This is a genomic window from Microcystis sp. CS-574 (assembly GCF_028329095.1).
GTDB lineage: Bacteria > Cyanobacteriota > Cyanobacteriia > Cyanobacteriales > Microcystaceae > Microcystis > Microcystis ichthyoblabe_A.
This window is the reverse complement of sequence record NZ_JAQMSY010000220.1, coordinates 1-24,176: the sequence shown is the minus strand read 5'-3', so window position 1 is coordinate 24,176 and position 24,176 is coordinate 1. Positions and strand designations below refer to the sequence as shown.

Here is a 24,176-nt window from a genome sequence, read left to right as displayed (position 1 = left end):
TGGTCTTGGCTGTCTATATTTTAACCAATAAATTGCTGTATTGCAAGCATAGTCAGCTTTTAAAGATAAATTATTGTTTTATTGGTCAGCAATAATTGTCTGTTTTTTCTTTAATTTTACATGACAAGTTTGGAAGAGCCATGTTTAACGACGAATTTACAGAATTATTTAGCTGAGGAATTACCGATAATCTATCAGGATGCTTTCGATTATGTTCAACAAAAAACTGGTTTTTCTGGCGATTTTCCTCCAGAATGCCCTTACAGTTTAGAACAGTTATTAGATAAAAATTGGTTCAACTGTGAAGATTAGACGGCTCTTCTGGTTTCTGTGTGGAAACGAGGTCTATACTGATAGTCTCTTCGACAAAATAGTCCTAAAAGTGTTACCCGATAAGTATTTCACGATTCCATAAGCAAAAATTATCACACAAAGTCGAGAAGAGCCGATTAGACATTAAAGATGATAGAATCATCAAGGAAAGCCGTTCTCAAACGATGGGTTTTTTAACCGAAATTTGCGATAATTAAGATGCGCTTAAATTATCAACTGGGCATCAATGCAGATTTTTAGTTCTTTTGTCTCATCTACGGCGACTTTTGCCGAATTATCCCTACAAGCAGCCAAGGCCCCTGTTGATACCCTCACCGGTTGGTCATTAGAGGATCGCGATCCGCAAGTGATCGAAAAATTTGTCCCCCTTCTGGATTGGTTTTATCACCATTATTTTCGCGTCGAAACCGATGGTTGGGAAAATATTCCCCCCTCAGGACAAGTATTATTCATCGGCTCCCATAACGGCGGTTTAGCGGCTCCCGATATGTTTATGATGATGTATGATTGGTTTCAACGCTTTGGCCGCGATCGCTTAGTCTATGGTTTGATGGATTCGCGAGTCTGGCGATTTTTTCCATCCCAAGCGCATCTAGTGGCCCAAATGGGAGCTATTCATGCTCATCCGAAAATGGCGATCGCTGCCTTGGATAGTGGCGCTAGTGTCCTAATTTATCCAGGAGGTGCTACGGATGTTTTCCGTCCCCACAGTTTAAGAAATAAAATTCATTTTGCCGGTAATCAAGCTTTTGTTAAACTAGCTTTACAGTACGAAGTGCCGATTATTCCCGCCATTTCCCACGGCGCTCACTCGACTCTGTTTGTCCTCGACGATATTTATCCTCAATTAAAAGAATTACATGAAAAGGGTATGCCTTGGCCTTTCGGTATTGACCCCGGGACCTGTCCCATCTATTTCGGTTTACCCTGGGGACTAGCTATCGGTCCCTTGCCGAATATTCCCTTACCCGTAGCGATACAGACGCGGGTTTGTCCCCCAATTATTTTTGAACGTTACGGCAAAAAAGCGGCCCGGGACCGCCGTTATGTACGCGAATGTTATGAGAAAGTCTGTTATTTGATGCAGCAACAACTCGATCAATTAGTGGCGGCCAATTCCCCCTGATACTATACAGGAAAGTGGGGACAGAGCGATCGCCATTGAGGATGGATGCGGTCAGATTAACCCGCTTGTGAGATAATGAAGTGTTTTGAGCAAAGTTATCAGTACAAAGTTTTCTCTTGAGATTTGACGATTATTTGGGGAATGCAGAAAATTATGAAACTATTACCCGCAGAATGCCAGCATTTACAAGACAAAGTAGCCATAGTAACCGGGGCCTCGCGAGGGATCGGTAAAGCGATCGCCTTGGAATTAGCCAGCCAGGGTGCTACTGTAGTGGTGAACTATGCTAAATCTAGCAGTGCTGCCGATGCCGTTGTCGAAGAAATTACCGCGGCCGGGGGAAAGGCAATAGCTCTACAAGCAGATGTGGCTAAAAGCGAAGAAGTGGATAATTTAGTAGATAGTACCAAGCAAAAATTCGGTCATATTGATGTCTTAGTTAATAATGCCGGTATTGCCCGGGATACGCTAATGTTAAGAATGAAATTAGAAGACTGGCAAGCGGTCATCGATCTCAATTTAACCGGGGTTTTTCTCTGCACTCGCGCCGTCGGTAAATTGATGTTAAAACAGAAAAGCGGCCGCATAATTAACATCACTTCTGTATCTGGTTTGATGGGTAATCCGGGTCAATCTAATTACAGCGCCGCTAAAGCCGGTGTTATCGGTTTAACGAAAACTTTAGCCAAGGAATTTGCCAGTCGAGGCATCACTGTTAATGCCGTGGCCCCTGGCTTTATTGAAACTGATATGACTCATGACCTCAAAGCAGATGAAATTCTCAAATATATCCCCCTCTCCCGTTACGGAAAACCGGAAGAAGTCGCCGGAATGGTGCGTTTTTTAGCCGCCGATCCCGCCGCTATTTATATCACTGGTCAAGTCTTTAACGTCGATGGTGGTATGGTTATGGCTTAATTCAGTTATCAGTTATCAGTCATCAGTTATCAGTGATTAGTTATCAGTGATTAGTTATCAGTGATTAGTTATCAGATTAAAGTTTTAAGTTTTAAGTTTTAAGCTTTAAATGATATTATTCACCGCTCACTCTTCACTCTTCACTCTTCACTCTTCACTAATTACTGTTTACTGTTTACTAATTACTGATTACTGTTCACTAATTACTGACAACTGAAAATGACTTACTGTTTAGGAATTATCAATCGTTTTGGCATTGTTATGGGGGCGGATTCTCGCACGAATGCGGGAGTCGATTATATCTCGGCCTATCGGAAATTATTTGACTTTTCGGTATCGGGAGAAAGAGTAATTATGGTCTGTACATCGGGGAATTTATCGATTAGCCAAGGCGTGATTCACGAACTAAAAAGAGATCTGCACAATCAAGAGGATAAAAATCTCCATTCTCTGACTCATCTCTACGATATCGCCCACTATATCGGTGATAAAAGTCGTCAAGTACAAGCTAGGGAAAGGACTTGGCTAGAAAAAGATAATATTGATTTTAAATGTAAGTTTATTCTTGGGGGACAAATTAAAGGAGAAGAACCGCAATTATTCATGATTTATCCCCAAGGAAATCATATTCAAGCCACCAAAGAAACGCCTTTTTTACAGATAGGTGAAACTAAATACGGTAAACCGATTCTCGATCGCACCATTACCTATGATACACCCCTAGAGGAAATGGCAAAATGTGCCTTACTTTCCATCGATTCGACCATGAAATCGAATATTTCCGTCGGACCGCCTATCTATTTGAGTATGTATGAAGCTAATAGCCTAAGCCTACGTCATAAGTTACAATTGCGCCTAGGAGATCCCTACCTAGCCAAAATGCGGAAACTCTGGGAGGATTACGTCCGGCAAGCTTTCGAGGCTATGCCGAATGTGGAATGGCATTATACTGATGAAGATCCCAAAGAAGATATCATAATAGATTAAGTAACTCTTTGTGAATTAACTTTACAACTCGATGATCATTGTTACCTTGATGTTGGCAGGTAGTCTAGCTTGGTTTTTTAGTACCCTTGCTGGTGGGGGCAGCCCCCTGATTCTACTCCCCGTTTTAGGTTGGTTTCTCGATGCTGCCGTCATTCCTCCGGTTTTGACCACGGGGATGCTAATCGGTAATGTCCAACGCATGGGAATGTATTGGCGCGCCATTGACTGGCCCTCGACGGTGTGGTATTTACCCGGGGCAATTATGGGATCTACCCTTGGCGCTTTTGTGTTTGCCCATTTACAATTCAAATGGTTGCCGCTAGTTTTGGGAATTTTTCTGGTTTTATCCTCGCTTAAACAATTATTTCCCCAACAAGAAAATCCTTTTTTTGAGATTAAAACTTGGTATTTTATGCCCTCGGGATTTATCTACGCTTTCCTGTCAGGATTAGTCGGTAGTACCGGCCCGATGATGAACCTATTTTATATTAACTATGGGCTAGTTAAAGAACCAATGGTGGCAACGAAATCCGTTCATATGGTAGTAGTTCATGTGGCCAAATTAATCGCCTACGCAGCCTTTGGAGTTTTACATCTGCCTTTTCTTGGTTACGGTTTACTGTTAGGATTAGCAGCTTGGCCGGGCAATTGGTTAGGACAAAAAGTTTTAGAAAAAATGAGTCCCCAGCAATTTAAACAAGCAGTGATGTTATTCGTTTCGATGAGTGGCCTATTGATGATCTGGCGAGAACGCGGCATCGTCTTTTAAAATTTTGCTGACAAGGGGACAAATTTTGCTAGAATACTAAATAAAGGCAAATTGTACTAAAACAGTGTAATACGCCGATCACCGTTAGATTTGCTCCTTGATTAACCCCGCAACTGAAAATGACAGAAATCGCCAATTTTACCCTCGAACAAGGTTTAGAACGCTACCAACAGGGAGAAAACGCTGCCAGTTTATTGCCAGAATTTAAAGAATTAAGCGATCGCAGTCCTAAAAATGCCGCCGTTTGGTCCTGTTTAGCTTGGTTATATATGCTCACCGATAAACCGGAATTAGCCCTAAAAGCCGCCCAAAAAGCCGTTAAACTCGATAAAGTTTCCCCCCAAAACCGGATCAATTTGGTTTTAGCTATGTTAGAAACCAAAACCGCCGGAGTTAGGGAACATATCGAACTGGTGCAACAATTAGTTAGTTTAAACAAAGAAGTTCGCCAAGAAGTGGATGAAAATATCGCCGATGGTTTAGCTAGAAAACCCGATTGGAAAAGTTTAGAACGCGTTAAAGTTTGGTTAAATGAATAAGAATATGGAATTATCAAAACAGTTATTACTAGGCTTAAAAGCCAATGATTTTCGGCATCCCATCGACCTAGAGGCGACTAACTCCCTTAAACAGTTGCCCGGTTTAGATATAGCCGTGAGAAGTTTGTTAGGTTCCGTCGCTGAGGAATTCTTTTACCTAAATAATATTGCTGCTAGTGTTTTGGTGGGGGAAAAACAATTACCCGACCTGCATAATCTCCTCCTAGAAGCTTGCCGAGTTCTCGACTTAGAACCACCTCAATTATACATTCAACAAAACCCCGTTCCTAACGCTTATACCTTCGCCATGCGCGGCAAAAAACCGTTTATGGTGATGCACACTTCCCTAATTGAAATGCTGACTCCCGCAGAAATTCAAGCGGTAATCGCCCACGAATTAGGTCATCTCAAATGTGAACACGGCGTTTATCTGACTTTAGCCAATATTATAGTCCTAGCGGCGGGATTGCTGCCCAATTGGGGGACAATGTTAGCACGATCCCTACAGGAGAGAATGTTAGCATGGGTGCGCTGCGCCGAGTTTAGTTGCGATCGATCCGCTTTATTGGCAGTTCAAGACCCAAAAATCGTCATGTCGGTGTTAATGAAGTTAGCCGGAGGTTCCCCCAGTCTCGCACCTTTATTAAATTTAGAGGCTTTTATCGATCAGGCCAAGTCCTACGATGCCGTCAGCGCCTCGGAAATGGGCGAAATGTTAAAGGGTTTGCAAACCCAACAGTTAACCCATCCCCTCCCCGTCCTGCGTGCGCGAGAAATCGATCGTTGGGCCAGTTCCCCCGATTATCACAATTTGTTAAAGGGGCCAAAAATGGGTTATAATGATAAAACTAATGCCAAGGGCGAATGGCGAAATTGGTAGACGCACCACACTCAAAATGTGGCGAGGCAGCCCCTCATGTCGGTTCGAGTCCGACTCCGCCCATTAAAATGACAAAAACCAAGCATAAGAATTTATGGTGCGTTACCGCAATTCTAACCTAGTGTCAGCATTCTTCCCTCGCTTTTAGCGATGGCATGAATGATGATCAGTATATAGACAATTCCCGAAAGCTGTGTTGTAATATCGGCATCCTGATTTGGAGAATAATCGATGTCAGAATACTCAAAACCTTTCGACAACATAAAAAAGACTAAACTGTTTAAGGATAATCAAGCTGGGGCAAGAGTAGGGCTGGCTGGTGGAGCTTGAGCAGCTATAGCCTTAGCAGGAATGTTACCATTTACAGCCCCTGTCTTAACTTTTTGCGGGCTTGGCGGGATGCTGGCTGGAATGATGACAGAACGCAGTATAAAAAAGGAGTTGACAAAATTACTGGTAAAAATAAATAATCCCATCAGACAAAATAAATAAAATTTTGGGATAATTAGGGATGAAATTACAGTTGTGATCCTGGCATTTCTGGCGAGAACACTTGATGTTATTGGTTTGATTTGCTGTTAAATCTTTACTCCTGACAACGTACATTTTAAAAGGGCTTCTTCTTGATTATTAATATTAATTTTGCTTAAAAATATTTGCTCTTTTGGTGTGGGGTTCCAAACAAATAGTCCCGTTTCTAAATTGGTCTGAAAAAAAGCATTGGCAAGAGATGTAATCACTAAATCAAAATCTGTTTCAATATATTGATCTTTGTGAATATTGAGGCTTGTTGAAGGTATTCCTATCAATTTAGACCTTTGTTCTGCCGCTTTGTCTCCTAAGGTTCTTGATCTCATACATTTGACTTCAATAAAAGGTCTGATACATCCCTGAAGACGGAAACTACCTTTTTTGGCTAACTTACATTCAGCAGAGTATTTCTTGGCGTTTTTTTGATTGATAATAGCTACGTCTGTTGTGAAAAGCTGATAACAATCAATCATATAGTCATTGCCAAAAAGCTCGAACCATTAAAAATTTGATTTCCCCAAAACTTTGCGCTTTAAAGCGAGAACACGAGGACGCGCACCTTGACTAGAAAATCCTAACCCTTCACGGAATATTTCGGGCATATAATAACGAACTGCATCTTCTTTATCCTTGTCCTCATAAATTACTCCCATTTGCTCAAGAACATTGACTTGAGTGCCATCCAGATTAAACTGTTCTAGAGAAAAAGGAATTTTTCTATCACTATATTTAGGTAAACTTTCTTCTACCCAGCTTTTAAATATAGGATATTCTTCCTCAGACTCTCTAACTTTTTCTCGACTACAGGGTTCAAGCGCTCGTCGAATCGCTTGGGGAGGTAACAGTCTAGTATTCGACCATTTAGAAAATTGTATTTCTTCTTTTTTTTCTACAGTAATATTAGCAGCATGGTACAAAAATCTCACAATATCCCGCGCTTGCAGTCTTCCATTAAAATCGGTTAAAGCTGCAAAAATCCAATTGTCTGACTTAGCTTCCCTTGCATTATCTGCTCCTAATTTTTTGCCCCAAAGTAATTCTAATTTTTCTTTTAAATCTTCAATTGAACAGCCGACTAAATCCTGAGAGTTAGCATTAATAACCGATGATTGTATGCAGAGCCAATAGGAAAGTTTAAGAAACGATTCTAGATTCCAAGATAGATCATAATTACGATATAAGTTTTCAAATTGTTGCGAGTTTTGTGTGATTGTATATCTCAAGAAATCTCGACGCAGAAAGACAATCAATCCGAGATTAGATTGCCGAATTTCTGATAATTTATTCGGTAAATTATCGATCAAGGCTTTCAAGGCTTTTCGTTCACGGTTATCATTGGCAACATTAGGAAAAGCATCTTCTAATCCATCAAATAAAAATATAATCTTCGAGTTTTTTTGTTGAAGGTATTCATGCAGTTTATGTAATTGACAATTTTCAGGATTATAACCTAAAACTCTCGAAATTTCTTTGATCCAAAAATTTGTCCAATCAACCTCATTCCAATCCTGATTTGATAGCGACTGCGTGATTCTGTCTTTTAAATCCGAGGAGGACAACTGATAATCATTATTAAGAACATTATTAACATTTTGCCGTGCTTGCTCAAGAATATTTTTGGCATGATAATCTAAATTTTGTGATTGCAGTAAAGGAAATATTAAACCCAGATTTTCTCCGGAATTTTCTTGATTTTGAGGATCAACTTTATTTAAAAAATTTTCCCAAGACTGTAGGCGAGATAGCTGAATATAATTAAAGGTTTTTCCTGCACCTTTAGCACCAATTGAGATAACATTAGGTAGTTTATCTTGAAAATTACGAGCGAGATTTTTCAATGGCTCGGTAATGAGCAAATCTTCCCCTTGTCCCTTTTCTGCATAAATATATTTATTGCAAGTATCCCTGAGTTTTTTCACATCATCTAAGGAGTTATCTGAAGGTGTGGCTGATGCAATGCTATTATTAGATAATTTATCTTCTGCCCATTGTCTTGCCAGTTCCATCAAGGAAGTTGAACTTAATTTGTTTTGAGCTTCTTCCCAATTCTTAACATATAGTAACTCTTGGGCGAAATCAGTTTCTTTAATATCCAGTCTAGCAATATATAAAATCTCATTTTTGGGTTGAACATAAGCCGACTGTAATTGCTCTAAAATATTCTCAAATGCTGATAAATTTCTAACTTCTGGAGTTAAAAAACTAATAATTATCGAAGGATCATAATAATTATCATCCTTTACTTTTGAGTCACTGGGAGCTAGTAAGCCAATTTTTTCTAAAACCATCCTGACACCTCGCCAAGATTGCTCATTAACTGTTGTTACTACAAATCTTTGGATTCTAGAGTCAAATAAAATTGGGCTAGAAATTTCACTTAATCCTGCTCTTAAATCAATAAATATATAATCTACTGCTAATTTTTGCCCTAATTGATGAATTGCATCCCCTACCTCCCAAGCACCCGACGGATTTCTGGCTAAATTTTCTGGCAGTATAGGAGTATCTAAGAGTTCTTCTTCTTCAATAAAAGCGGGTAAAAAATATAAAGTTGATTTATTTTGCTGTTTGGCAGTTTTCTTAATTTCTTGAGTTACCCAAGAGAGTGCCACCTCTAGAGATGGCTTGGGATATTGATAAACTTCTAAAAAATTGCTCAAAGATACGGTTGCCTCTTGACTTTCATACCTTTGCCAATAGGTTAACCCCGGAGCCTCTAAATCTGAGTCAATAACTAAAATTTTAATTGGTTTATTTATCTCTTTTGCTCTTGCTAAGAGAGCAAGAATATAAGCGGCTAAATGTAGGGTTCTTCCCACACCACCTTTAAAAGAATAAAAAGCAATAATTTCTGGCTTATCTCGATAAGCATTGGCTAAAAAATTATCCGATTGCTCTGCATCTGTATTTGCTTTTAAATAAGCGACTTCCTGCCAAAAAGGTCGAATCGATGGAGAAAAATAAGAACTATTATCTATTAAAATAAATTCTACAGGAATAGAAGCATTATCAATATCTAGCTGAATAATTTGTTCTGATTCTTGATACCAATCTCCGAACCATTCTTTTAATATTGAGTTAGCTTTTGGTTGATCATCTTGATTTTGAATACCAATCTCTAAAGCACTACTAAAACAACTAATTTTAACAATACCATCAGGTAAGTCATTTCCGTTAGCGGTTTCGCGAGCAATTTTTCTTTTAATATCAAACCAAGTTAGTAATGTCCGTCTTCTCATAGTCCCTGCAACTCCTGTTCAATCCAACGTAATATATCTAACAATTTTTTTTCTAATTCACCATCCTTGATATTTTCACAGCATCCCCCATATCGCCACATTTGATTAATTTCACCGGAAGAAAGCTCTCTCTCTTGATTATTTTTTAAAGGTTTCATACTTAATTGTGAGGGAAGTTTTAGTTTTTCTCCCGCAGCTAGTTTGTCTAGTAACTTATTTATATCATGCCGCACTTCAAGTAATTCTCGACAAGAATCGGTGCAATCTTTACTTTGTCTTTTCAGTAAAACCGCTTTGAGACCACATTCAACCGAGTAAAATAGCAATAAACGATGAGCGTTAGTTCTGGTTTCGACCTTTGCCGCTCGTTGATTTTCTCTCCATGCTTTTTGTAGTTCTCTGTCTGTAAAAGGAATCACCCAGTCAACCCTTTGCACGATAGGGTTAGATCCTAGCACAAAAAAACCCGCTGGCGCGGGCTTTTTCCACAAAACCAAAGTTTTAATTAACCTAACAACGCTTTTGCCTTCGCTACCACGTTATCCACGGTAAAACCGAACTTCTCTGACATTCCTAGATAAAATATCGTAATTTTGTTAAAATAATCTCAAAGAAAAGCCTCTAAAATCAAAGGTAATGTCCAAAATCGCTAAAAAACTTAGTAATTCTCCTTTTCGTTATCCTGGCGGTAAATTTTATGCCCGTAAGCTAATCTTAGCTTGTCTTCCTAGTCACCATAAGTATTGTGAACCCTTTGCGGGGGGAGCATCTATATTCTTTGCTAAGGAAAGTGTAGCAGAGAATATTCTCAATGACAAAGATGAGGAATTAATGAACTGTTATCGACATATCAAAGATCATCTTGATAGTCTAATTGAATTATTAAAAGATCTAAACGCTACCAAAGAATTACACAATTATTATAAAAATGAATTTCAACCAGCCAATGACCTAGAAAGAGCCATGCGTTGGTATTATCTAAATAGAACTTCCTACTCAGGAATTATGAAACTTGAAAATTGTTATTGGGGCTATGGTGATAAGTATTCTATGCGTCCTGAAAACTGGCCTTCTCACCTAAAAACCACTTCGGAAAAACTGCAAAATGTCAATTTATCTTGTTTAGATTTTGAAGATTTAATCAATCAATTACCCGATGATTACTTTTTATTTGTCGATCCTCCTTACTTTCAAGCAGATCAAAATAAATTCTATTCCTGCTTCTTCAGTCTAGAAGATCATGAAAGGTTATGTAAGACGTTGAAAAAACATCAACATCGATTTAAATTTCTTTTGACTTATGATAATTGCTCCGAAATTAGAGAAATGTATGATTGGTGTATTTCTTTACAAGATAATGAATGGAATTACACTATTAATCGAACTGATGATCAAAAAAATGGTTTAAAATTAGAACATGGTTATCAGAGTGAAAGACGCAAGGGCAAGGAGGTATTTATTGCTAATTATGATCTTCAGAAACCTGCAAGATTTACACCTCTACAATTAAGTTTATTCGATGTATCTTGATTCCTAATTTTAATCAAGTAAATCCTCTATTTTTTCTATCGGTAGCCATGGTTGTAGAGGTTCAGCCGTATTAACATCAAAGAAAATTTTGGGATAATTAGGGATGAAATTACAGTTGTTATCGTGGCATTTCTGGCGAGAACAATTGATATTATTGGTTTGATTTGCTGTTAAATCTTTACTTCTGGCAACGTACATTTTTAAAAGGGCTTCTTCTTGATTATTAATATTAATTTTGCTTAAAAATATTTGCTCTTTTGGTGTGGGCTTCCAAACAAATAGTCCCGTTTCTAAATTGGTCTGAAAAAAAGCATTGGCAAGAGATGTAATCACTAAATCAAAATCTGTTTCAATATATTGATCTTTGTGAATATTTAGGCTTGTTGAAGGTATTCCTATCAATTTATACCTTTGTTCTGCTGCTTTGTCTCCTAAGGTTCTTGATCTCATACATTTGACTTCAATAAAAGGTCTGATACCTCCCTGAAGACGGAAACTACCTTTTTTGGCTAACTTACATTCAGCAGAGTATTTTTTGGCGTTTTTTTGATTGATAATAGCTACATCTATATCGTGAGAACCAGCTTGAGGATTTAAGCGAGGATTAGTAACTAAATAATTATTTGCGAGTATTTTTGACAGTTCATCTTGTACAGTGAACTCAAAAAACTTGCCACGAATCATAGGAATAACTTTTGGATCATTGAGAACTTCTGTAATATATTTGATATTCAAACTATAACTCTTACAAAAACTTTCTATTTTTTCAAACCATTCCCATTCAAGCTCGTTATCATGCAAAAACTGCTCAAGCAATTTAATCAAATCTTCTGACATCATCAGTATTTACATCGGAATTTATAGACATAGTGTTAAAAAGCTCCGAAAGACTTATGTTTAATGCTCTACATAAAGAAATCAAGCATAGTAAAGAAGGATTCCTTTTACCACGTTCAAGAAGACTGATGTAAGTTCTATCCAAATTGGCCGCTTCGGCCAACCTTTCTTGGGATAAACCCTTTTGAATGCGAGCATTATGTAAACATCTGCCAAATTGAGCTAAATTGTCCTTTGCCATGCTTCGATTAAACTGCCTGACGTGACCCCTAGTCCACTGACTGACAGTCACAATAGAAAAACAAAAAAATGAGCCAGATTTTTCTGACTCATTACAGCTAAGATTTCAGGTAATTAACCTAACAACGCTTTTGCCTTCGCTACCACGTTATCCAGGGTAAAACCAAACTTCTCTAGAATCACACCTCCTGGAGCAGAAGCGCCGAAGGTATCAACCCCCAACACATCCCCCTCATCGGTGATGTAGCGATGCCAACCCATAGTTGAACCCGCTTCCACCGCGAGACGTTTTTTCACTGCTTTCGGCAATACCGATTCTTTGTATTCTGCCGATTGTTCCTCGAATAGCTCCCAACAGGGCATAGAAACGACGCGAGCTTTAATTCCTGCTTCTTTCAACACCGCAGCCGCTTTATCGCAGAGATACAACTCGCCCCCCGTACCGATGAGAATGACATCGGGAGTACCTTCACAATCGGTGATAATATAAGCACCTTTAGCCACACCCGCAAGGGAAGTTCCCGCTAAATTGGGCAGATTTTGACGGGATAATGCTAGTAACGTCGGGCGCTTAGTTTCGCTCACCGCTACTTTATAAGCACCGGAAGTTTCCGTACCATCTCCCGGACGCATGACTAACAGGTTAGGAATAGCGCGCAGAGAAGCAACGTGTTCCACGGGTTGGTGAGTCGGTCCATCTTCCCCTAAGGCAATGGAATCGTGAGTCATTACCCAGATGACGCGGGTTTCTGACAATGCCGATAAACGGATAGAATTCCGCATATAGTCGGTGAAAATCAGGAAAGTCGCCCCGTAGGGAATCAATCCCGTGTTATGGAGAGCAATCCCGTTACAAATCGCCCCCATCGCGTGTTCCCGCACACCAAAATGGACGTTACGCTCCTGATAACTGCCTTTTTGGAAATTACCAAAATGCTCTAATTCGGTGTAGTTAGAGTGGGTTAAATCCGCTGAACCGCCGATTAAACCGGGTAAAACCCCCGCAAGGGCATTTAAGCAGATTTCCGAGTGTTTACGACTAGCAAGCGCCTTATCTTCGGGTTTATAAACCGGTAAAGCTTGCTCCCAACCTTCCGGCAGTTGACCGGTGGTTAACTGTTCAAATAAAGCCGCTTCTGCGGGATATTTGGCCTGATATTCGTTAAATAACTTATTCCAGTCCGTTTCTGCCGTCGCTCCCTTGTCCACTGCTTGCCGGAAACGATTTAACACCTCATCGGGAACCACAAACGGCTCGTATTCCCAACCTAAGGCTTTCCGGGTTAACTCGATTTCTGTTGCTCCCAAAGCTGCCCCGTGAACATCGGCGGTATTAGACTTATTGGGGGAACCATAACCGATGGTGGTGGTGATTTTAATCATCGAGGGTTTATCGGTGACAGCTTTGGCAGCCGCGATCGCATTAGCAATGGCATCTAAATCGGTGTTACCATTCTCGACGTGCTGAACGTGCCAACCGTAGGCTTCAAAACGCTTGCTCACGTCTTCGGTAAAAGCGATATCGGTGGAACCATCGATCGAGATATGGTTATCATCATAGAGAGCGATTAACTTGCCTAAACCCCAGTGACCGGCTAAAGAACAAGCTTCCCCGGAAATTCCCTCCATATTGCAACCATCACCCAAAATGACATAGGTGTAATGGTCGATAATTTTGGCATCCGGTTTATTGAAACGGGCTGCTAAATGGGCTTCTGCTAAGGCCAAACCCACACCATTGGCAATCCCTTGACCCAGGGGACCGGTGGTCACTTCTACCCCTTCCGTGACGAAATTTTCGGGGTGGCCGGGGGTTTTCGATTTCCACTGCCGGAATTGTTTAATTTCCTCTAGGGGAACGCTATCGTATCCCGTCAGGTACATCAAAGCGTACTGCAGCATACAACCGTGACCGGCGGAGAGAACAAAACGATCGCGATTGACCCATTGGGGGTTTTTCGGGTTAAAACGCAGGAATTGATCCCAGAGGACAAAGGCCATGGGAGCGGCTCCCATGGGCAGTCCGGGGTGTCCCGATTTAGCTTTTTCTACGGCATCCACCGCTAAAAAACGTACCGCATTAATACAAAGTTCTTCGAGGGATTGGGAGACTACAACCATAATGTTTTTTAGAATGAACTACAAAAATAAGACCAGGTTAAAGAGGGAGCCACTCACAGATTACTCTTTCAGGGGCATCGACTCAAGCATATTTTCTAAAAGCTAGGGTGACGTTATGGCCACCAAATCCAAAGGAGTTGGAGAGGGCAGCGTTAACTATCTGCTGACGACTTTCGTAGGGGACATAATCAAGATCGCAATCGGGGTCAGGATTGTCCAGGTTGAGAGTCGGGGGAATCCGATCATTAGCGATCGCCATGACCGTGGCCACGGCTTCAATGCCGCCAGAACCGCCTAAAAGGTGGCCTGTCATCGATTTGGTGGAACTGACGGGGATTTGGTAGGCCGATTCTCCTAAAGCTTTTTTAATCGCCTTGGTTTCCGTGGGATCATTGGCCCCTGTACTGGTGCCGTGGGCGTTGATATAGCTAATTTCCGCCGGAGTCAAACCGGCATCTTTGATCGCTAATTCGATCGCTCTGGTGGCCCCACGACCGTCGGGAACCGGTGCCGTCATGTGATAGGCATCGCAAGTCAGACCATAACCGATCATTTCGGCGTAAATACGCGCCCCACGGGCTAAGGCCGTTTCTAATTCCTCTATAATCAGGATTCCTGCCCCTTCCCCCATGACAAAACCATCCCGATCCTTGTCAAAGGGACGACTGGCCCGGGTGGGGTCATCGTTGCGGGTGGACAGGGCCTTAGCGGAGGCAAAACCAGCCAATCCTAGGGGGGTAACGGCGGCTTCCGTCCCACCGCAGATCATCGCTTTGGCCGAACCCCTTTGTACTAGACGAAAAGCATCCCCGATGGCATTGGAACCAGCAGCACAAGCGGTCACGGTACAGTTACTCGGTCCCTTGGCTCCCGTATGGATAGCGGTTAAACCGGCGGCCATATTGGCAATCATCATCGGGATCATGAAAGGACTACACCGGCCCGGACCTTTTGTCAAGTAAATTTCCTGTTGATCCTCCAGCACTTTTATCCCACCTACGCCCGTACCGATTAGTACACCTATATCATCGGCATTGAGAGCGTCGATAACTAATCGCGAATCTTGCAGCGCTTGCAAACTAGCGGCGACGGCAAATTGAGCGAAACGGTCCATGCGCTTTGCCTCTTTGCGATCCACATATTCGTGGGGGTCAAAACCCCGCACTTCCCCAGCAATGCGACAAGCGTGACGGGAGGCATCAAAGTGGGTAATTAAACCAATGCCACTTTTGCCGTTGATTAAGCCTGTCCAATAGTCTGCTAGATTATTGCCGAGGGGAGTGATCGCACCCATCCCCGTGATGACAACCCTTTTTAATGGCAATTCTGTCATGTTTGTTCAAAAATAAGGGCAGATTTTGCCCCAGATATTTAATCCTAAATTGTCAATTCTCCCGCAATAATTAGGCGGTTGCTCTCCGGCCAATATAATCGGCAGCTTTGCCCACAGTGTCAATTTGTTCGGCATCTTCGTCGGGAATTTCAATATCAAATTCTTCCTCTAAAGCCATCACTAACTCGACCACATCAAGGGAATCCGCTTTCAGATCATCAGCAAAGCTTGCTTGGGGGGTAACTGTACCCGGATCCTCTACTTCTAATTGTTCCACAACAACTTTTTTAACTCGATCGAAAATGTCTGCTTTACTCATGGATGTCAATTTTTATCCGCTGGTTTACCAGACTCTAGCCCCTAGGGTCTGGGGAAATGGGGCGGTGTTACCATTTCCAGCAATAAATTTCGGTTAGCTTTTTCACTGACCATTTTTCATCTTACTGGAAGTTGTTCCCCTCTTGATGAAGTTTTTTTGCGATCATCGGGGAAGTGGGGTGTAGGGTGTGGGGTGTAGGGTGTGGGGTGTAGGGTGTGGGGTGTAGGGTGTGGGGAGAATAAATAAAAATAATCTCCTGTCTCCTGACTACTGACTACTGACTCCTGACAACCGAATAAAAAGCAAAAATATAACGGATAACTCTGAAATTAAGATAATAATCATGGCTGACCATTACCCTAATTCTAGAATTTCCGTTTTTTTAGGTTTTCTTGACTACTATTCGGCGGTAGCCAATCCAGTTTCGGTGCTGCCGGTGCTGCGACGACGGGTGAGAGTATTAAAGAGCATAATTCCGATCGCTTTGATTAGATTACCTTCCAACTCTTGGAACATTTTCATGTTCATGCCAAAAGCGGCGTTAGCTTCGGTGACAATGCGATCGGCCATGGCTTGATCTACTGGTAACTCGTCGAGGGTTTGACGATAGTGGTTTTTATAGGCTTTTTCGTCGGTAATATCTTTGAAATCATAGAAAGCTGTGCCACCAGTTTCCAGATTCATCGCTTTTTCGGCGATTTTTTTCAAGATTTGCCCCCCGGACAGATCGCCGAGATAACGGGTATAGGAATGAGCGACTAATAATTCGGGTTCTGTTGTGGCGATTTCCCGAATCCGGTCAACGTAGGCCTGACCTGCGGGAGATAAAGCGATCTCGTTGCGCCAATTTGGACCATAATAAAAATATAAATCCTGTTCTAGCGCATTTTTGCGATTGAGTTCAGGAAAACAGATTTTAGAAACGACGGGATGACTACGAAGTTTTTCCATCTCCTCTTCCATGGCCGAATAGACGAAGTAGAGGTTAGCCACCAGTTTGCGATAGGAAGTTTTTTCCACCACACCTTTGAGAAAACACTTGACAAAACCGACGTTTTCTGCCATGGTGTGAGATTTTTTCGTGCCTTCTCGCAGTTGAGTTGATAAATTAACGCTCATATTATGATCACCTGTTGGGATGAGTAGAATGGATCGGGTTCGTTACAGATGCTTACTAAAACCGCCTATTTTGGTAGATTAAACTGAATCGATCGCTAATTTTATTAAGAATTTTTACAGTGCCGCCGGGGGAGCTTAGGGGGAAAAGTTAGCTCTAGCAGGACTTAACCGTCGGTTGAAACTGGTATTGAGCCAGATGGCGAAATTGTAAAGATTAGTGAAAAACTGCTGCCTAGGTCATCTTGGGGAGAGAGAGGCTAGGACATAGCACTAATATCGATTATCGAGCAACATTCTTCACACTTCTTATTAATTCTTAACATTCAGGAGACTTAGATCAGCAAAATTTCACAAATTAAAACCGAATTTAGCAATCATGCTTATAATCAGTACAGGATTCTTTATGTTGTGCTAAACTCAAGCCCTTGAGAGACAAAGCCCTAGTTGCGATGTCAGCGAGAACACATTTAGCAACCCCCTACCCAAACCCTTAGTCATAACACTCTGGTAATGCCCCGAATACTTGTAATCGATGATGATCCTGCGATCGCGGAATTAGTCTCCATCAACTTGGAGATGGCGGGTTATGACGTTAACCCCGCAGAGGACGGGATTAAAGGCCAGGCCTTGGCCGTCCAGTTACAACCCGATTTAATCATGCTGGATTTAATGTTGCCCAAAGTCGATGGTTTTACTGTCTGTCAGCGTTTGCGACGAGATGAACGCACGTCAGACATCCCGATTTTGATGCTGACAGCCTTAGGACAAACCCAAGATAAAGTGGAAGGTTTTAACGCCGGTGCCGATGATTACCTGACCAAACCTTTCGAGGTGGAGGAAATGTTAGCTAGGGTACGCGCTCTCCTGAGACGCACCGATCGCATTCCCCAAGCCGCTAAACACTCAGAAATACTCAGTTTTGGGCCTTTAACCCTGGTTCCCGAACGTTTTGAGGCGGTCTGGTTTGAAGGTGTGGTCAAGTTAACCCATCTAGAATTCGAGTTACTCCACTGTCTTCTCCAGCGTCACGGTCAGACCGTTTCCCCCAGTGATATTCTCAAGGAAGTCTGGGGATACGATCCCGATGATGATATCGAGACTATTCGCGTTCACATTCGCCATCTGAGAACGAAACTAGAACCCGATCCCCGCCACCCTCGCTATATTAAAACCGTTTACGGTGCGGGTTATTGTCTGGAGTTACCCACCAATGAACAGGTGGTGCTTGATTCATCGGCGGCAACAGTTTAAACGGGGAGCGATTGTCTAAATAGGCAATAGGGACTATTGTTTCCTCGCTCCTCCTCCTCTTCAGATTGAGAAGGTTTGACCGGCGGTTCGGTTTTGATGGCTATGGCTGAGGCCTCTTTTTGGCCCTGACTATAACCAGGGGAAAACACCCCTAGCAAGTCAGGACAATGGCGGGAGTAATTACTGGTTGAATTTAGTATCAGCAGAAGTCTCTCGCTTTTAGCCATGGGACGGCGCTTTTAAACGGGAGAATTACTTCGCCTTAGGGTTCCCCTCATGAATGCTGACTTTGTATATGGGGTTTGCTGAAAAAGTCGCTCAAAGAATTATGCTATTGAGTGCCAATAAGTAGGGAGACGCAATTATTTGTAGGATAGGTTAGCGGTAGCGTAACCCATGCAGGCCGAGTGCCGATTACAATAACGATAGACTCCTATTATCTCTTTTAGCCAATTGTGGGGAGAAGGCGAGGGGAAAACTCGCCTATTTTCAGGGTTTATTGACCTTCCCGACCGATTTGACGCTCGATAGTTTCGATAGCGGCATTTAATCCCGCTAGACGGGTTTCGAGGTCGTCGCGCATCCATTTGAGGAATGTTAATTTACGCTCTTGACATTCTTGGCGGGAAGTGCTGCCACAAGTGTTGAAGAAAAAGGGAAACATAGATCTAAGGGGTCTGCTATAACTCTACGTCTCCTATCTTGACGAAAATTTTCAAAAAAGTCTAACCGTTAAGTCGCCATAATAACCAGAGACCTAAACCAAAACCGAAAAAGTTAGGCAGCCAGGCAGCTAGGAAGGGGGAGAGGGTGGCGGTTAGTCCCAAGCTGCCGACAAGGAAGTTTAAAAGATAATAGAGGAAAACAATGGCGACACTGAGACCGAAACTGGTTCCCCGACTGATTCTTTGCGGTAGAGAACCCAAGGCACAGCCGATGGTAGCAAAGACGATACAGACAAAGGGAAAGGCGATTTTTTGCTGGATTCGCACTTGAAAAAACCTGACTCTTTTCTCATCGCCACTGAGTTTGAGCAGTTGCACATATTCGATCGCCTGTGGTATGTTCATCTCGTAGGGATCGCGGCTTTGACGAGCAAAATCGAAAGCAGAACGAGATAAAGCGATTTTTTCGGTTTTAAAGGGGATAACTTGGCTATAGGAGGCATTAGGGGGGGTTAATTCATAGATAATGCCGTTAAAAAAGTCCCAGACGTTATCGACGGCATTCCAACGGGCCGAATCGGCGATAATAATTTGATTTAATTCTTGTTTTAGCCAACGGATAACGGTGACAGTTTTCATTTTTTCGCCGTCAAATTGTTCGGCATAAAATAAACTTCTTAAATTGCGATTAATCGTACCATTTTCTAGAGTTTTTATTTCATAATCGGGATAATAAAAGTCTTTGTTTTTCCAGAAACTTGCCTCTTTATTAATTTTCTGTACTAAAATTTCTGTGGCTCGATAATTAGCATTGGGAACCACATATTCGTTTAATAAAAATGTCACCACTGTAACTATTAAACTCAGGCAGAAAGTGGGTATAAAAAGACGGTAAAGAGTGACTCCACAGCTTTGCAGGGCAACGGTTTCGCTATCACTACTTAAACGTCCGTAGGTGATTAAAGTGGCCAGTAAAAGAGAAACTGGCAGGGAATAAGTAACAAATTCTGGCACTTTTAACAGGAGAATTTCTAGGGCCGAGACAAGGGGTAGATTAGCATCAACTACCTGATTAGCTAAATCGGAAAGATTACCGATCGCTACTCCCAAAGAGGCAAATAAACCAACACTAAATAAAAATGGGGGTAGTAGTTGGCTGATCAGATAGCGATCAATGAGGGCAATACCTCCATTTACCCAGTAAGAAATCTTTTTCTTAATCATTGATTTTGGTTAACTCACTCCTCTTTCATCCCATTTCCTAACCCGCAGCCGTCTTGCCTATCCCTTCGGTTAGCCTATCATATTTTGTCTTTGACGAAAAACACCGCCGGAGGTTGTATGATTGCGGGGAGAGTGGACAGAAGTAAGGATTTGGGTAAGTGTAGATAATTTTTCTGTTCCTATTCCCCGATCATCCCTAGGTGAATTATGCTGCTAAACTGGCAAACTTTTACTATTCATAAACGAGTACCTTTAACGATTAGTCGCGGCACTACCAGCGAAAATACTAATATCTGGCTGCAAATTAGCGAGGAAAATATCGAAGGGTGGGGGGAGGCATCCCCTTTTAATATTACCAGCGAGGAGAAAAAACCCGATAAAATCCTGCAAGAATTAAACTCGATCGCTCCTATTTTACAATCTTTTCACCCCTGTCAACGCCAAGAAATTGAAAAAATTTTATGGCAAAATCAGATATCTTCGGCTACTCGTGCCGCTATTGATACGGCACTGCACGACTGGTTAGGCAAAAAAGCTAATTTACCTCTCTGGCAAATTTTTGGACTCGATCGCTCTTTAATTCCGCCGGTTTCTGTTACTATCGGTTTAAATTCTCCAGAAAATGTGGGGAAGAGGGTGTTAGATTGGCTAGAAATCGGCGATTTTAGCTTATTAAAGGTCAAATTAGGCTCACCGGACGGGATAGAAGCCGATCGAGCTATAATTCTGGCTATTAAAGAAATTGTCCCCCATTTGCCCCTAACTGTCGATGCTAATGGTGGTTGGAGATTTAGCGATGCGGTGAAAATGTGCCAATGGTTAAAGGAAAAAGGCGTTATTTATGTGGAACAACCCCTATCCGTGGGACAAGAACGAGATTTAATTGATTTATACCAAAAATCGCCCCTACCTATCTTCGTCGATGAAAGCTGTTTTTCTAGTCAAGATATCCCGAAACTGGCTGATCGAGTCCACGGCATTAATATTAAACTAATGAAAGCCGGTGGATTAGCCGAAGTGCAAAGAATGATTCATATTGCCCAAGCTTGCCGACTGCAAATTATGTTCGGATGTTACTCTGATAGCAGTTTAGCCAATACTGCCCTAGCACATCTTGGCCCGCTTGTCAACTATCTTGACCTAGATAGTCATTTAAATTTACGCGATGATCCCTTTACGGGTTTAAGCTTGGAAAAGGGACGTTTACAACCAAATAATTTGCCCGGTTTGGGTGTTAGTTTACGGACAGAAGATGACTAATTATTTGACTCCTGACAAGAAAGTAGCGATTCTTCTCCACGAAGGAATCAAAGGAACTCGCGGCAAAACTGGGTTAAGTTATCTGCGTTACGGGAAAGCGCAGGTAGTGGCGATTATTGACGCAGAAAGCACCGGCAGTACCTTAAAAGAAGTGGCCGGAATCGATCGCCCCTTGCCGATTGTTGCTAATGTTAGGGAAGCTCTAACCTATCATCCCGATACCCTGTTAATTGGCATCGCACCCTCAGGAGGCATTTTACCACCCCATTGGCTAGAAGAAATCAAAGAGGCGGTAAATACAGGGTTATCCCTCGTTAATGGACTCCATACACCCCTAAAACCCCTTTTTTCTCAGCTTAAACCGGATCAATGGATTTGGGATATCCGTCTGGAACCCCAAGACTTAAAAATTGGGCAAGCGCGGGCGAAAAATTTAACCTGTCAGCGTATTCTAACGGTAGGGACGGATATGAGTGTGGGCAAAATGTCCACTAGCATCGAATTACACCGATTTGCCCAAGAAAAAGGGCTAAAATCGCAATTTTTAGCCACTGGACAGGGGGGAATTATGATCGCGGGGAAGGGTGTACCCTTGGATGCGGTGCGCGTCGATTATGCTGCTGGTGCGATCGAGGCTTTGGTGTTAGAATCGGCGGAAAATAACGATATTTTGTTTATTGAGGGTCAAGGTTCCCTTTTACACCCCGGATCAACCGCTACCTTGCCTTTAATGCGTGGCAGTCAACCGACGGGGTTAATTCTCGTCCATCGTGCCGGACAAATTCATATCAATGATTTACCCGATATTCTCATCCCTCCCCTAACAGAAGTGATTAAACTCTACGAAATGACTGCCAGCGCCGGGGGAAGTTTCGGGGAGGTGAAGGTAAAAGGGATTAGTTTAAATACTTTTCATCTTAGTCCGGAGGCGGCAGTTAAAGCTATAGAAACTGTGCAGGAGGAAACGGGGTTATTTTGTACCGATGTTGTCCGTTTTGGCGCTCAAGGGTTATTATCAGTGATCAGTGATCAGTGATCAGTGAGCAGTGATTAATTCAATCATAGTCAATGATAGGTGATGCGTTACGACTAAATCTGGATGTTGTTAAATTTTCTCTTGACAAAGGCGACTTGACATGATACTATATTCATAATGGAAAATCCGTGCGCCTACAGACCCTCTTTTCCAAAGCATTCAAACTCTATCTTAATTCTACTTGCCAGAGTTGGGACAACATAGTTTTATATTCTCCATAATCGTTTGAGTATGGGGATGATTTTCCCCTAATCCTTCTCTGAAAATATTAATCGCTTCTAGATGGAGAGGTTCCGCTTCTGTGTAGCTGTCTTGGGAATGGTACAATAGTCCTAAATTATTGAGAGATACCAATTTTCATAACTAAGATTGGGAATATTTTGAAAATGCTTAATGTTAGCTGTAATCAGAGTATAATCGCAATAAATAGCAGTCGCAGCAATAAACAAATCAATCGGGGTAATTAGTTGTCCTTTTATTCTAAGATTAACGTATATTTGAGTAGCTATATCACTAATTTCACGATCATAACCAATTACTTCACTGACTTCTACAAGACGTTCAAATTGTTGTTGTTGATTTCGTGCATCTTTATACAATAAACCACTTTTAATCTCGTAATAGGTAAAGATTGAAAACGATATATAAGTATAGTGTTGTCGATAGATGCGGAATTGTTCAATTACTGCGGGATTGCCTCGTAAAAAATAAGAGAGGATATTGGTATCAAGTAATGCTTGTTTCATAAGTCATTTATCTGTTTTAAATCAAGTTGACGATTAGCTTCTGCTTCTTCGACAATCTCTTGCATAGTATTTTCTATATCTGCTGCCATACCAGCAAATTCCATAAAGTCAATGTCTGGATGTTTTGTTTTTATAGATTGGACAAAATGCAGGATTTCCGGCAGCAGAGAAATGGGAGTTGTTTCAATTTCTTTAATAAGTTGTTCTTTGAGTGTCATAGCTTTATCAGTTATCAGTTATCACTTATCAGTTATCAGTGAGCAGTTATCAGTGGTTAATTCAATCATAGTCAATGATAGGTGATGGGTTACGACTAAATCTGGATGTTGTTAAATTTTCTCTTGACAAAGGCGACTTGACAGGATACTATATTCATAATGGAAAATCCGTGCGCCTACAGACCCTGTTTTCCAACGCTCTTAACTATGATTGGTTCATTCAAGGCTCTCTTGGATTTGGTGGGTAAAATGTATTCTAAGATACAGTCCTGCTGGCGAGGGAATGGAAGGAACCACAAAGGCACAAAGGACACAAAGATGGATTCTATGCAAGTTAAGCTTATCGCACAGAGTCTGGAAGATTCCTATAATAAGTCTAAGCTGTGATTTGAATGATTGAGTGAATGCTATGATTGTGTTGTATTTGGCAAGTCGTTATCAATGATCAATTATAGTCTATCCCATAATCCCATAAATCACAGTTAAGACTATTTTCAGGGATGAGGGGGTTTTGGTTTCAACATCTCCACCACCTCATCGGGAAACCGTTGTCTTAATTCTGCTTCGGGTAATTGGGATAACATCCTCAGATAATTCCGATAAACGGTTTGGGTATGGGGATGATTTTCCCCTAATCTTTCCCTGAAAATATTAATCGCTTCTAGATAGAGAGGTTCCGCTTCTGTGTACCTGCCTTGGGAACGGTACAATGCTGCTAAATTGTTGAGGGAAGTTGCCACATAGGGATGATTGTCTCCTAAGAGTCGTTTATGCAAATCTAATGCTTCTAGAAGGAGAGGTTCCGCTTCTTTGTACCTGCCTTGGGAATCGTACAATGCTGCTAAATTGTTGAGGGAACTTGCCACATAGGGATGATTGTCTCCTAAGAGTCGTTTTGTCAAATCTAATGCTTCTAGATAGAGAGGTTCCGCTTCTGTGTACCTGCCTTGGGATT

At 41.7% G+C, this 24,176-nt stretch carries 25 protein-coding genes, 1 tRNA gene and 1 pseudogene; 12 read left to right on the top strand and 15 right to left on the bottom strand.

Going from position 1 to position 24,176, the window contains the following annotated elements; all coding sequences use genetic code 11:
- Nucleotides 1-144: 144 nt before the first annotated feature.
- From PN470_RS17970 to PN470_RS17935, 8 genes and pseudogenes are all read left to right on the top strand, one after another.
- Nucleotides 145-312 (top strand): annotated as a pseudogene (locus PN470_RS17970) (DUF29 family protein); the annotation flags it as partial.
- A 247-nt stretch (nt 313-559) separates the two neighbouring features.
- A complete protein-coding gene (locus tag PN470_RS17965; RefSeq protein WP_069475256.1) occupies nt 560-1,459 on the top strand; it encodes a lysophospholipid acyltransferase family protein in 900 nt (299 codons plus the stop codon).
- Between the two features lie 141 nt (nt 1,460-1,600).
- On the top strand, nt 1,601-2,377 hold the full coding sequence (gene fabG / locus PN470_RS17960) for a 3-oxoacyl-[acyl-carrier-protein] reductase (protein WP_002775997.1): 777 nt from the start codon (nt 1,601-1,603) through the stop codon (nt 2,375-2,377).
- Nucleotides 2,378-2,596: 219 nt separating this feature from the next.
- Nucleotides 2,597-3,364: a proteasome-type protease gene (locus PN470_RS17955; protein ID WP_002754509.1), complete on the top strand. Its 768-nt coding sequence runs from the start codon at nt 2,597-2,599 to the stop codon at nt 3,362-3,364.
- A gap of 31 nt (nt 3,365-3,395) precedes the next feature.
- The gene (locus PN470_RS17950) at nt 3,396-4,133 is read left to right on the top strand and encodes a sulfite exporter TauE/SafE family protein (RefSeq protein WP_002735178.1); all 738 of its coding nucleotides are present in this window, start codon (nt 3,396-3,398) and stop codon (nt 4,131-4,133) included.
- A gap of 119 nt (nt 4,134-4,252) precedes the next feature.
- On the top strand, nt 4,253-4,672 hold the full coding sequence (locus tag PN470_RS17945; protein WP_002736380.1) for a tetratricopeptide repeat protein: 420 nt from the start codon (nt 4,253-4,255) through the stop codon (nt 4,670-4,672).
- Nucleotides 4,665-5,552, top strand: a complete 888-nt coding sequence (locus PN470_RS17940; RefSeq protein WP_271935162.1) for a M48 family metallopeptidase — start codon at nt 4,665-4,667, stop codon at nt 5,550-5,552. The genes PN470_RS17945 and PN470_RS17940 overlap by 8 nt, the downstream gene beginning before the upstream one ends.
- Nucleotides 5,531-5,615, top strand: a tRNA-Leu gene (locus tag PN470_RS17935). The genes PN470_RS17940 and PN470_RS17935 overlap by 22 nt, the downstream gene beginning before the upstream one ends.
- Nucleotides 5,616-6,130: 515 nt before the next feature.
- Here PN470_RS17935 and PN470_RS17930 read toward each other — a convergent pair.
- Genes PN470_RS17930 through PN470_RS17920 form a run of 3 tightly spaced genes read right to left on the bottom strand, consistent with a single transcriptional unit; the run spans nt 6,131 to nt 9,780 of the window.
- Nucleotides 6,131-6,556: a restriction endonuclease gene (locus PN470_RS17930; RefSeq protein ID WP_271935161.1), complete on the bottom strand. Its 426-nt coding sequence runs from the start codon at nt 6,554-6,556 to the stop codon at nt 6,131-6,133.
- Between the two features lie 27 nt (nt 6,557-6,583).
- Nucleotides 6,584-9,322, bottom strand: a complete 2,739-nt coding sequence (locus tag PN470_RS17925; protein WP_271935160.1) for a KGGVGR-motif variant AAA ATPase — start codon at nt 9,320-9,322, stop codon at nt 6,584-6,586.
- On the bottom strand, nt 9,319-9,780 hold the full coding sequence (locus tag PN470_RS17920; RefSeq protein WP_238560423.1) for a hypothetical protein: 462 nt from the start codon (nt 9,778-9,780) through the stop codon (nt 9,319-9,321). Before PN470_RS17920 ends, PN470_RS17925 begins: the two co-directional genes overlap by 4 nt.
- Before the next feature lie 178 nt (nt 9,781-9,958).
- Between PN470_RS17920 and PN470_RS17915 the strand changes: the two genes are divergently transcribed.
- Entirely contained in the window at nt 9,959-10,852 is an 894-nt protein-coding gene (locus PN470_RS17915) for a DNA adenine methylase (protein WP_002736931.1), read from the top strand.
- A 9-nt stretch (nt 10,853-10,861) separates the two neighbouring features.
- Here PN470_RS17915 and PN470_RS17910 read toward each other — a convergent pair whose 3' ends face one another.
- The 6 genes from PN470_RS17910 to PN470_RS17885 form a co-directional block, all read right to left on the bottom strand.
- The gene (locus PN470_RS17910; RefSeq protein WP_103113142.1) at nt 10,862-11,692 is read right to left on the bottom strand and encodes a restriction endonuclease; all 831 of its coding nucleotides are present in this window, start codon (nt 11,690-11,692) and stop codon (nt 10,862-10,864) included.
- Nucleotides 11,670-11,930, bottom strand: a complete 261-nt coding sequence (locus tag PN470_RS17905) for a helix-turn-helix domain-containing protein (RefSeq protein WP_036386251.1) — start codon at nt 11,928-11,930, stop codon at nt 11,670-11,672. The genes PN470_RS17910 and PN470_RS17905 overlap by 23 nt, the downstream gene beginning before the upstream one ends.
- Nucleotides 11,931-12,043: 113 nt before the next feature.
- Complete coding sequence (tkt, locus tag PN470_RS17900) at nt 12,044-14,050, bottom strand: transketolase (protein ID WP_271935154.1); 2,007 nt, start codon at nt 14,048-14,050, stop codon at nt 12,044-12,046.
- An 82-nt stretch (nt 14,051-14,132) separates the two neighbouring features.
- Nucleotides 14,133-15,383: a beta-ketoacyl-ACP synthase II gene (gene fabF / locus PN470_RS17895; protein WP_002754493.1), complete on the bottom strand. Its 1,251-nt coding sequence runs from the start codon at nt 15,381-15,383 to the stop codon at nt 14,133-14,135.
- A 70-nt stretch (nt 15,384-15,453) separates the two neighbouring features.
- Nucleotides 15,454-15,702 (bottom strand): acyl carrier protein, encoded by a 249-nt coding sequence (acpP, locus tag PN470_RS17890; protein WP_002735195.1) that lies wholly within the window; start codon nt 15,700-15,702, stop codon nt 15,454-15,456.
- 399 nt (nt 15,703-16,101) lie between these two features.
- Nucleotides 16,102-16,821 (bottom strand): biliverdin-producing heme oxygenase, encoded by a 720-nt coding sequence (locus tag PN470_RS17885; RefSeq protein ID WP_002737675.1) that lies wholly within the window; start codon nt 16,819-16,821, stop codon nt 16,102-16,104.
- Between the two features lie 510 nt (nt 16,822-17,331).
- On the opposite strand from PN470_RS17885, the gene PN470_RS17880 reads away from it, so the two are divergent.
- Nucleotides 17,332-18,072 carry a response regulator transcription factor gene (locus tag PN470_RS17880; protein WP_002736267.1) on the top strand — a complete coding sequence of 247 codons (741 nt, stop codon included), beginning with the start codon at nt 17,332-17,334 and terminating at the stop codon, nt 18,070-18,072.
- Nucleotides 18,073-18,568: 496 nt separating this feature from the next.
- On the opposite strand, the gene PN470_RS17875 is transcribed toward PN470_RS17880, so the two are convergent.
- Together PN470_RS17875 and PN470_RS17870 are read right to left on the bottom strand one after the other, a co-directional pair.
- Complete coding sequence (locus PN470_RS17875; RefSeq protein WP_002736451.1) at nt 18,569-18,736, bottom strand: hypothetical protein; 168 nt, start codon at nt 18,734-18,736, stop codon at nt 18,569-18,571.
- A 61-nt stretch (nt 18,737-18,797) separates the two neighbouring features.
- On the bottom strand, nt 18,798-19,961 hold the full coding sequence (locus PN470_RS17870) for an LptF/LptG family permease (RefSeq protein WP_004162378.1): 1,164 nt from the start codon (nt 19,959-19,961) through the stop codon (nt 18,798-18,800).
- Between the two features lie 207 nt (nt 19,962-20,168).
- On the opposite strand from PN470_RS17870, the gene PN470_RS17865 reads away from it, so the two are divergent.
- Together PN470_RS17865 and PN470_RS17860 are read left to right on the top strand one after the other, a co-directional pair.
- Entirely contained in the window at nt 20,169-21,221 is a 1,053-nt protein-coding gene (locus PN470_RS17865; RefSeq protein ID WP_130757758.1) for a dipeptide epimerase, read from the top strand.
- Complete coding sequence (locus PN470_RS17860; protein ID WP_271935148.1) at nt 21,214-22,257, top strand: DUF1611 domain-containing protein; 1,044 nt, start codon at nt 21,214-21,216, stop codon at nt 22,255-22,257. The genes PN470_RS17865 and PN470_RS17860 overlap by 8 nt, the downstream gene beginning before the upstream one ends.
- A gap of 177 nt (nt 22,258-22,434) precedes the next feature.
- Here the strand turns inward: PN470_RS17860 and PN470_RS17855 are convergent, their stop codons facing one another.
- The 4 genes from PN470_RS17855 to PN470_RS17840 all read right to left on the bottom strand — a co-directional run.
- Nucleotides 22,435-22,611 carry a tetratricopeptide repeat protein gene (locus PN470_RS17855; RefSeq protein ID WP_002800118.1) on the bottom strand — a complete coding sequence of 59 codons (177 nt, stop codon included), beginning with the start codon at nt 22,609-22,611 and terminating at the stop codon, nt 22,435-22,437.
- Nucleotides 22,590-23,003, bottom strand: a complete 414-nt coding sequence (locus PN470_RS17850) for a type II toxin-antitoxin system VapC family toxin (protein WP_002780221.1) — start codon at nt 23,001-23,003, stop codon at nt 22,590-22,592. Before PN470_RS17850 ends, PN470_RS17855 begins: the two co-directional genes overlap by 22 nt.
- The gene (locus PN470_RS17845; protein ID WP_272104892.1) at nt 23,000-23,221 is read right to left on the bottom strand and encodes a hypothetical protein; all 222 of its coding nucleotides are present in this window, start codon (nt 23,219-23,221) and stop codon (nt 23,000-23,002) included. Before PN470_RS17845 ends, PN470_RS17850 begins: the two co-directional genes overlap by 4 nt.
- A gap of 494 nt (nt 23,222-23,715) precedes the next feature.
- Nucleotides 23,716-24,176: tetratricopeptide repeat-containing protein (locus PN470_RS17840; RefSeq protein WP_272104891.1), on the bottom strand; the 461-nt coding region annotated here is incomplete at its 5' end.

What these genes read in the sequence shown, in the direction of transcription:
- PN470_RS17965 (WP_069475256.1), top strand. Translation starts at nt 560, where the DNA reads ATGCAGATTTTTAGTTCTTTTGTCTCATCTACGGCGACTTTTGCCGAA.
- fabG (WP_002775997.1), top strand. Translation starts at nt 1,601, where the DNA reads ATGCAGAAAATTATGAAACTATTACCCGCAGAATGCCAGCATTTACAA.
- PN470_RS17955 (WP_002754509.1), top strand. Translation starts at nt 2,597, where the DNA reads ATGACTTACTGTTTAGGAATTATCAATCGTTTTGGCATTGTTATGGGG.
- PN470_RS17950 (WP_002735178.1), top strand. Translation starts at nt 3,396, where the DNA reads ATGATCATTGTTACCTTGATGTTGGCAGGTAGTCTAGCTTGGTTTTTT.
- PN470_RS17945 (WP_002736380.1), top strand. Translation starts at nt 4,253, where the DNA reads ATGACAGAAATCGCCAATTTTACCCTCGAACAAGGTTTAGAACGCTAC.
- PN470_RS17940 (WP_271935162.1), top strand. Translation starts at nt 4,665, where the DNA reads ATGAATAAGAATATGGAATTATCAAAACAGTTATTACTAGGCTTAAAA.
- PN470_RS17930 (WP_271935161.1), bottom strand. Translation starts at nt 6,556, where the DNA reads ATGATTGATTGTTATCAGCTTTTCACAACAGACGTAGCTATTATCAAT.
- PN470_RS17925 (WP_271935160.1), bottom strand. Translation starts at nt 9,322, where the DNA reads ATGAGAAGACGGACATTACTAACTTGGTTTGATATTAAAAGAAAAATT.
- PN470_RS17915 (WP_002736931.1), top strand. Translation starts at nt 9,959, where the DNA reads ATGTCCAAAATCGCTAAAAAACTTAGTAATTCTCCTTTTCGTTATCCT.
- PN470_RS17910 (WP_103113142.1), bottom strand. Translation starts at nt 11,692, where the DNA reads ATGATGTCAGAAGATTTGATTAAATTGCTTGAGCAGTTTTTGCATGAT.
- PN470_RS17905 (WP_036386251.1), bottom strand. Translation starts at nt 11,930, where the DNA reads ATGGCAAAGGACAATTTAGCTCAATTTGGCAGATGTTTACATAATGCT.
- tkt (WP_271935154.1), bottom strand. Translation starts at nt 14,050, where the DNA reads ATGGTTGTAGTCTCCCAATCCCTCGAAGAACTTTGTATTAATGCGGTA.
- fabF (WP_002754493.1), bottom strand. Translation starts at nt 15,383, where the DNA reads ATGACAGAATTGCCATTAAAAAGGGTTGTCATCACGGGGATGGGTGCG.
- acpP (WP_002735195.1), bottom strand. Translation starts at nt 15,702, where the DNA reads ATGAGTAAAGCAGACATTTTCGATCGAGTTAAAAAAGTTGTTGTGGAA.
- PN470_RS17885 (WP_002737675.1), bottom strand. Translation starts at nt 16,821, where the DNA reads ATGAGCGTTAATTTATCAACTCAACTGCGAGAAGGCACGAAAAAATCT.
- PN470_RS17880 (WP_002736267.1), top strand. Translation starts at nt 17,332, where the DNA reads ATGCCCCGAATACTTGTAATCGATGATGATCCTGCGATCGCGGAATTA.
- PN470_RS17875 (WP_002736451.1), bottom strand. Translation starts at nt 18,736, where the DNA reads ATGTTTCCCTTTTTCTTCAACACTTGTGGCAGCACTTCCCGCCAAGAA.
- PN470_RS17870 (WP_004162378.1), bottom strand. Translation starts at nt 19,961, where the DNA reads ATGATTAAGAAAAAGATTTCTTACTGGGTAAATGGAGGTATTGCCCTC.
- PN470_RS17865 (WP_130757758.1), top strand. Translation starts at nt 20,169, where the DNA reads ATGCTGCTAAACTGGCAAACTTTTACTATTCATAAACGAGTACCTTTA.
- PN470_RS17860 (WP_271935148.1), top strand. Translation starts at nt 21,214, where the DNA reads ATGACTAATTATTTGACTCCTGACAAGAAAGTAGCGATTCTTCTCCAC.
- PN470_RS17850 (WP_002780221.1), bottom strand. Translation starts at nt 23,003, where the DNA reads ATGAAACAAGCATTACTTGATACCAATATCCTCTCTTATTTTTTACGA.
- PN470_RS17845 (WP_272104892.1), bottom strand. Translation starts at nt 23,221, where the DNA reads ATGACACTCAAAGAACAACTTATTAAAGAAATTGAAACAACTCCCATT.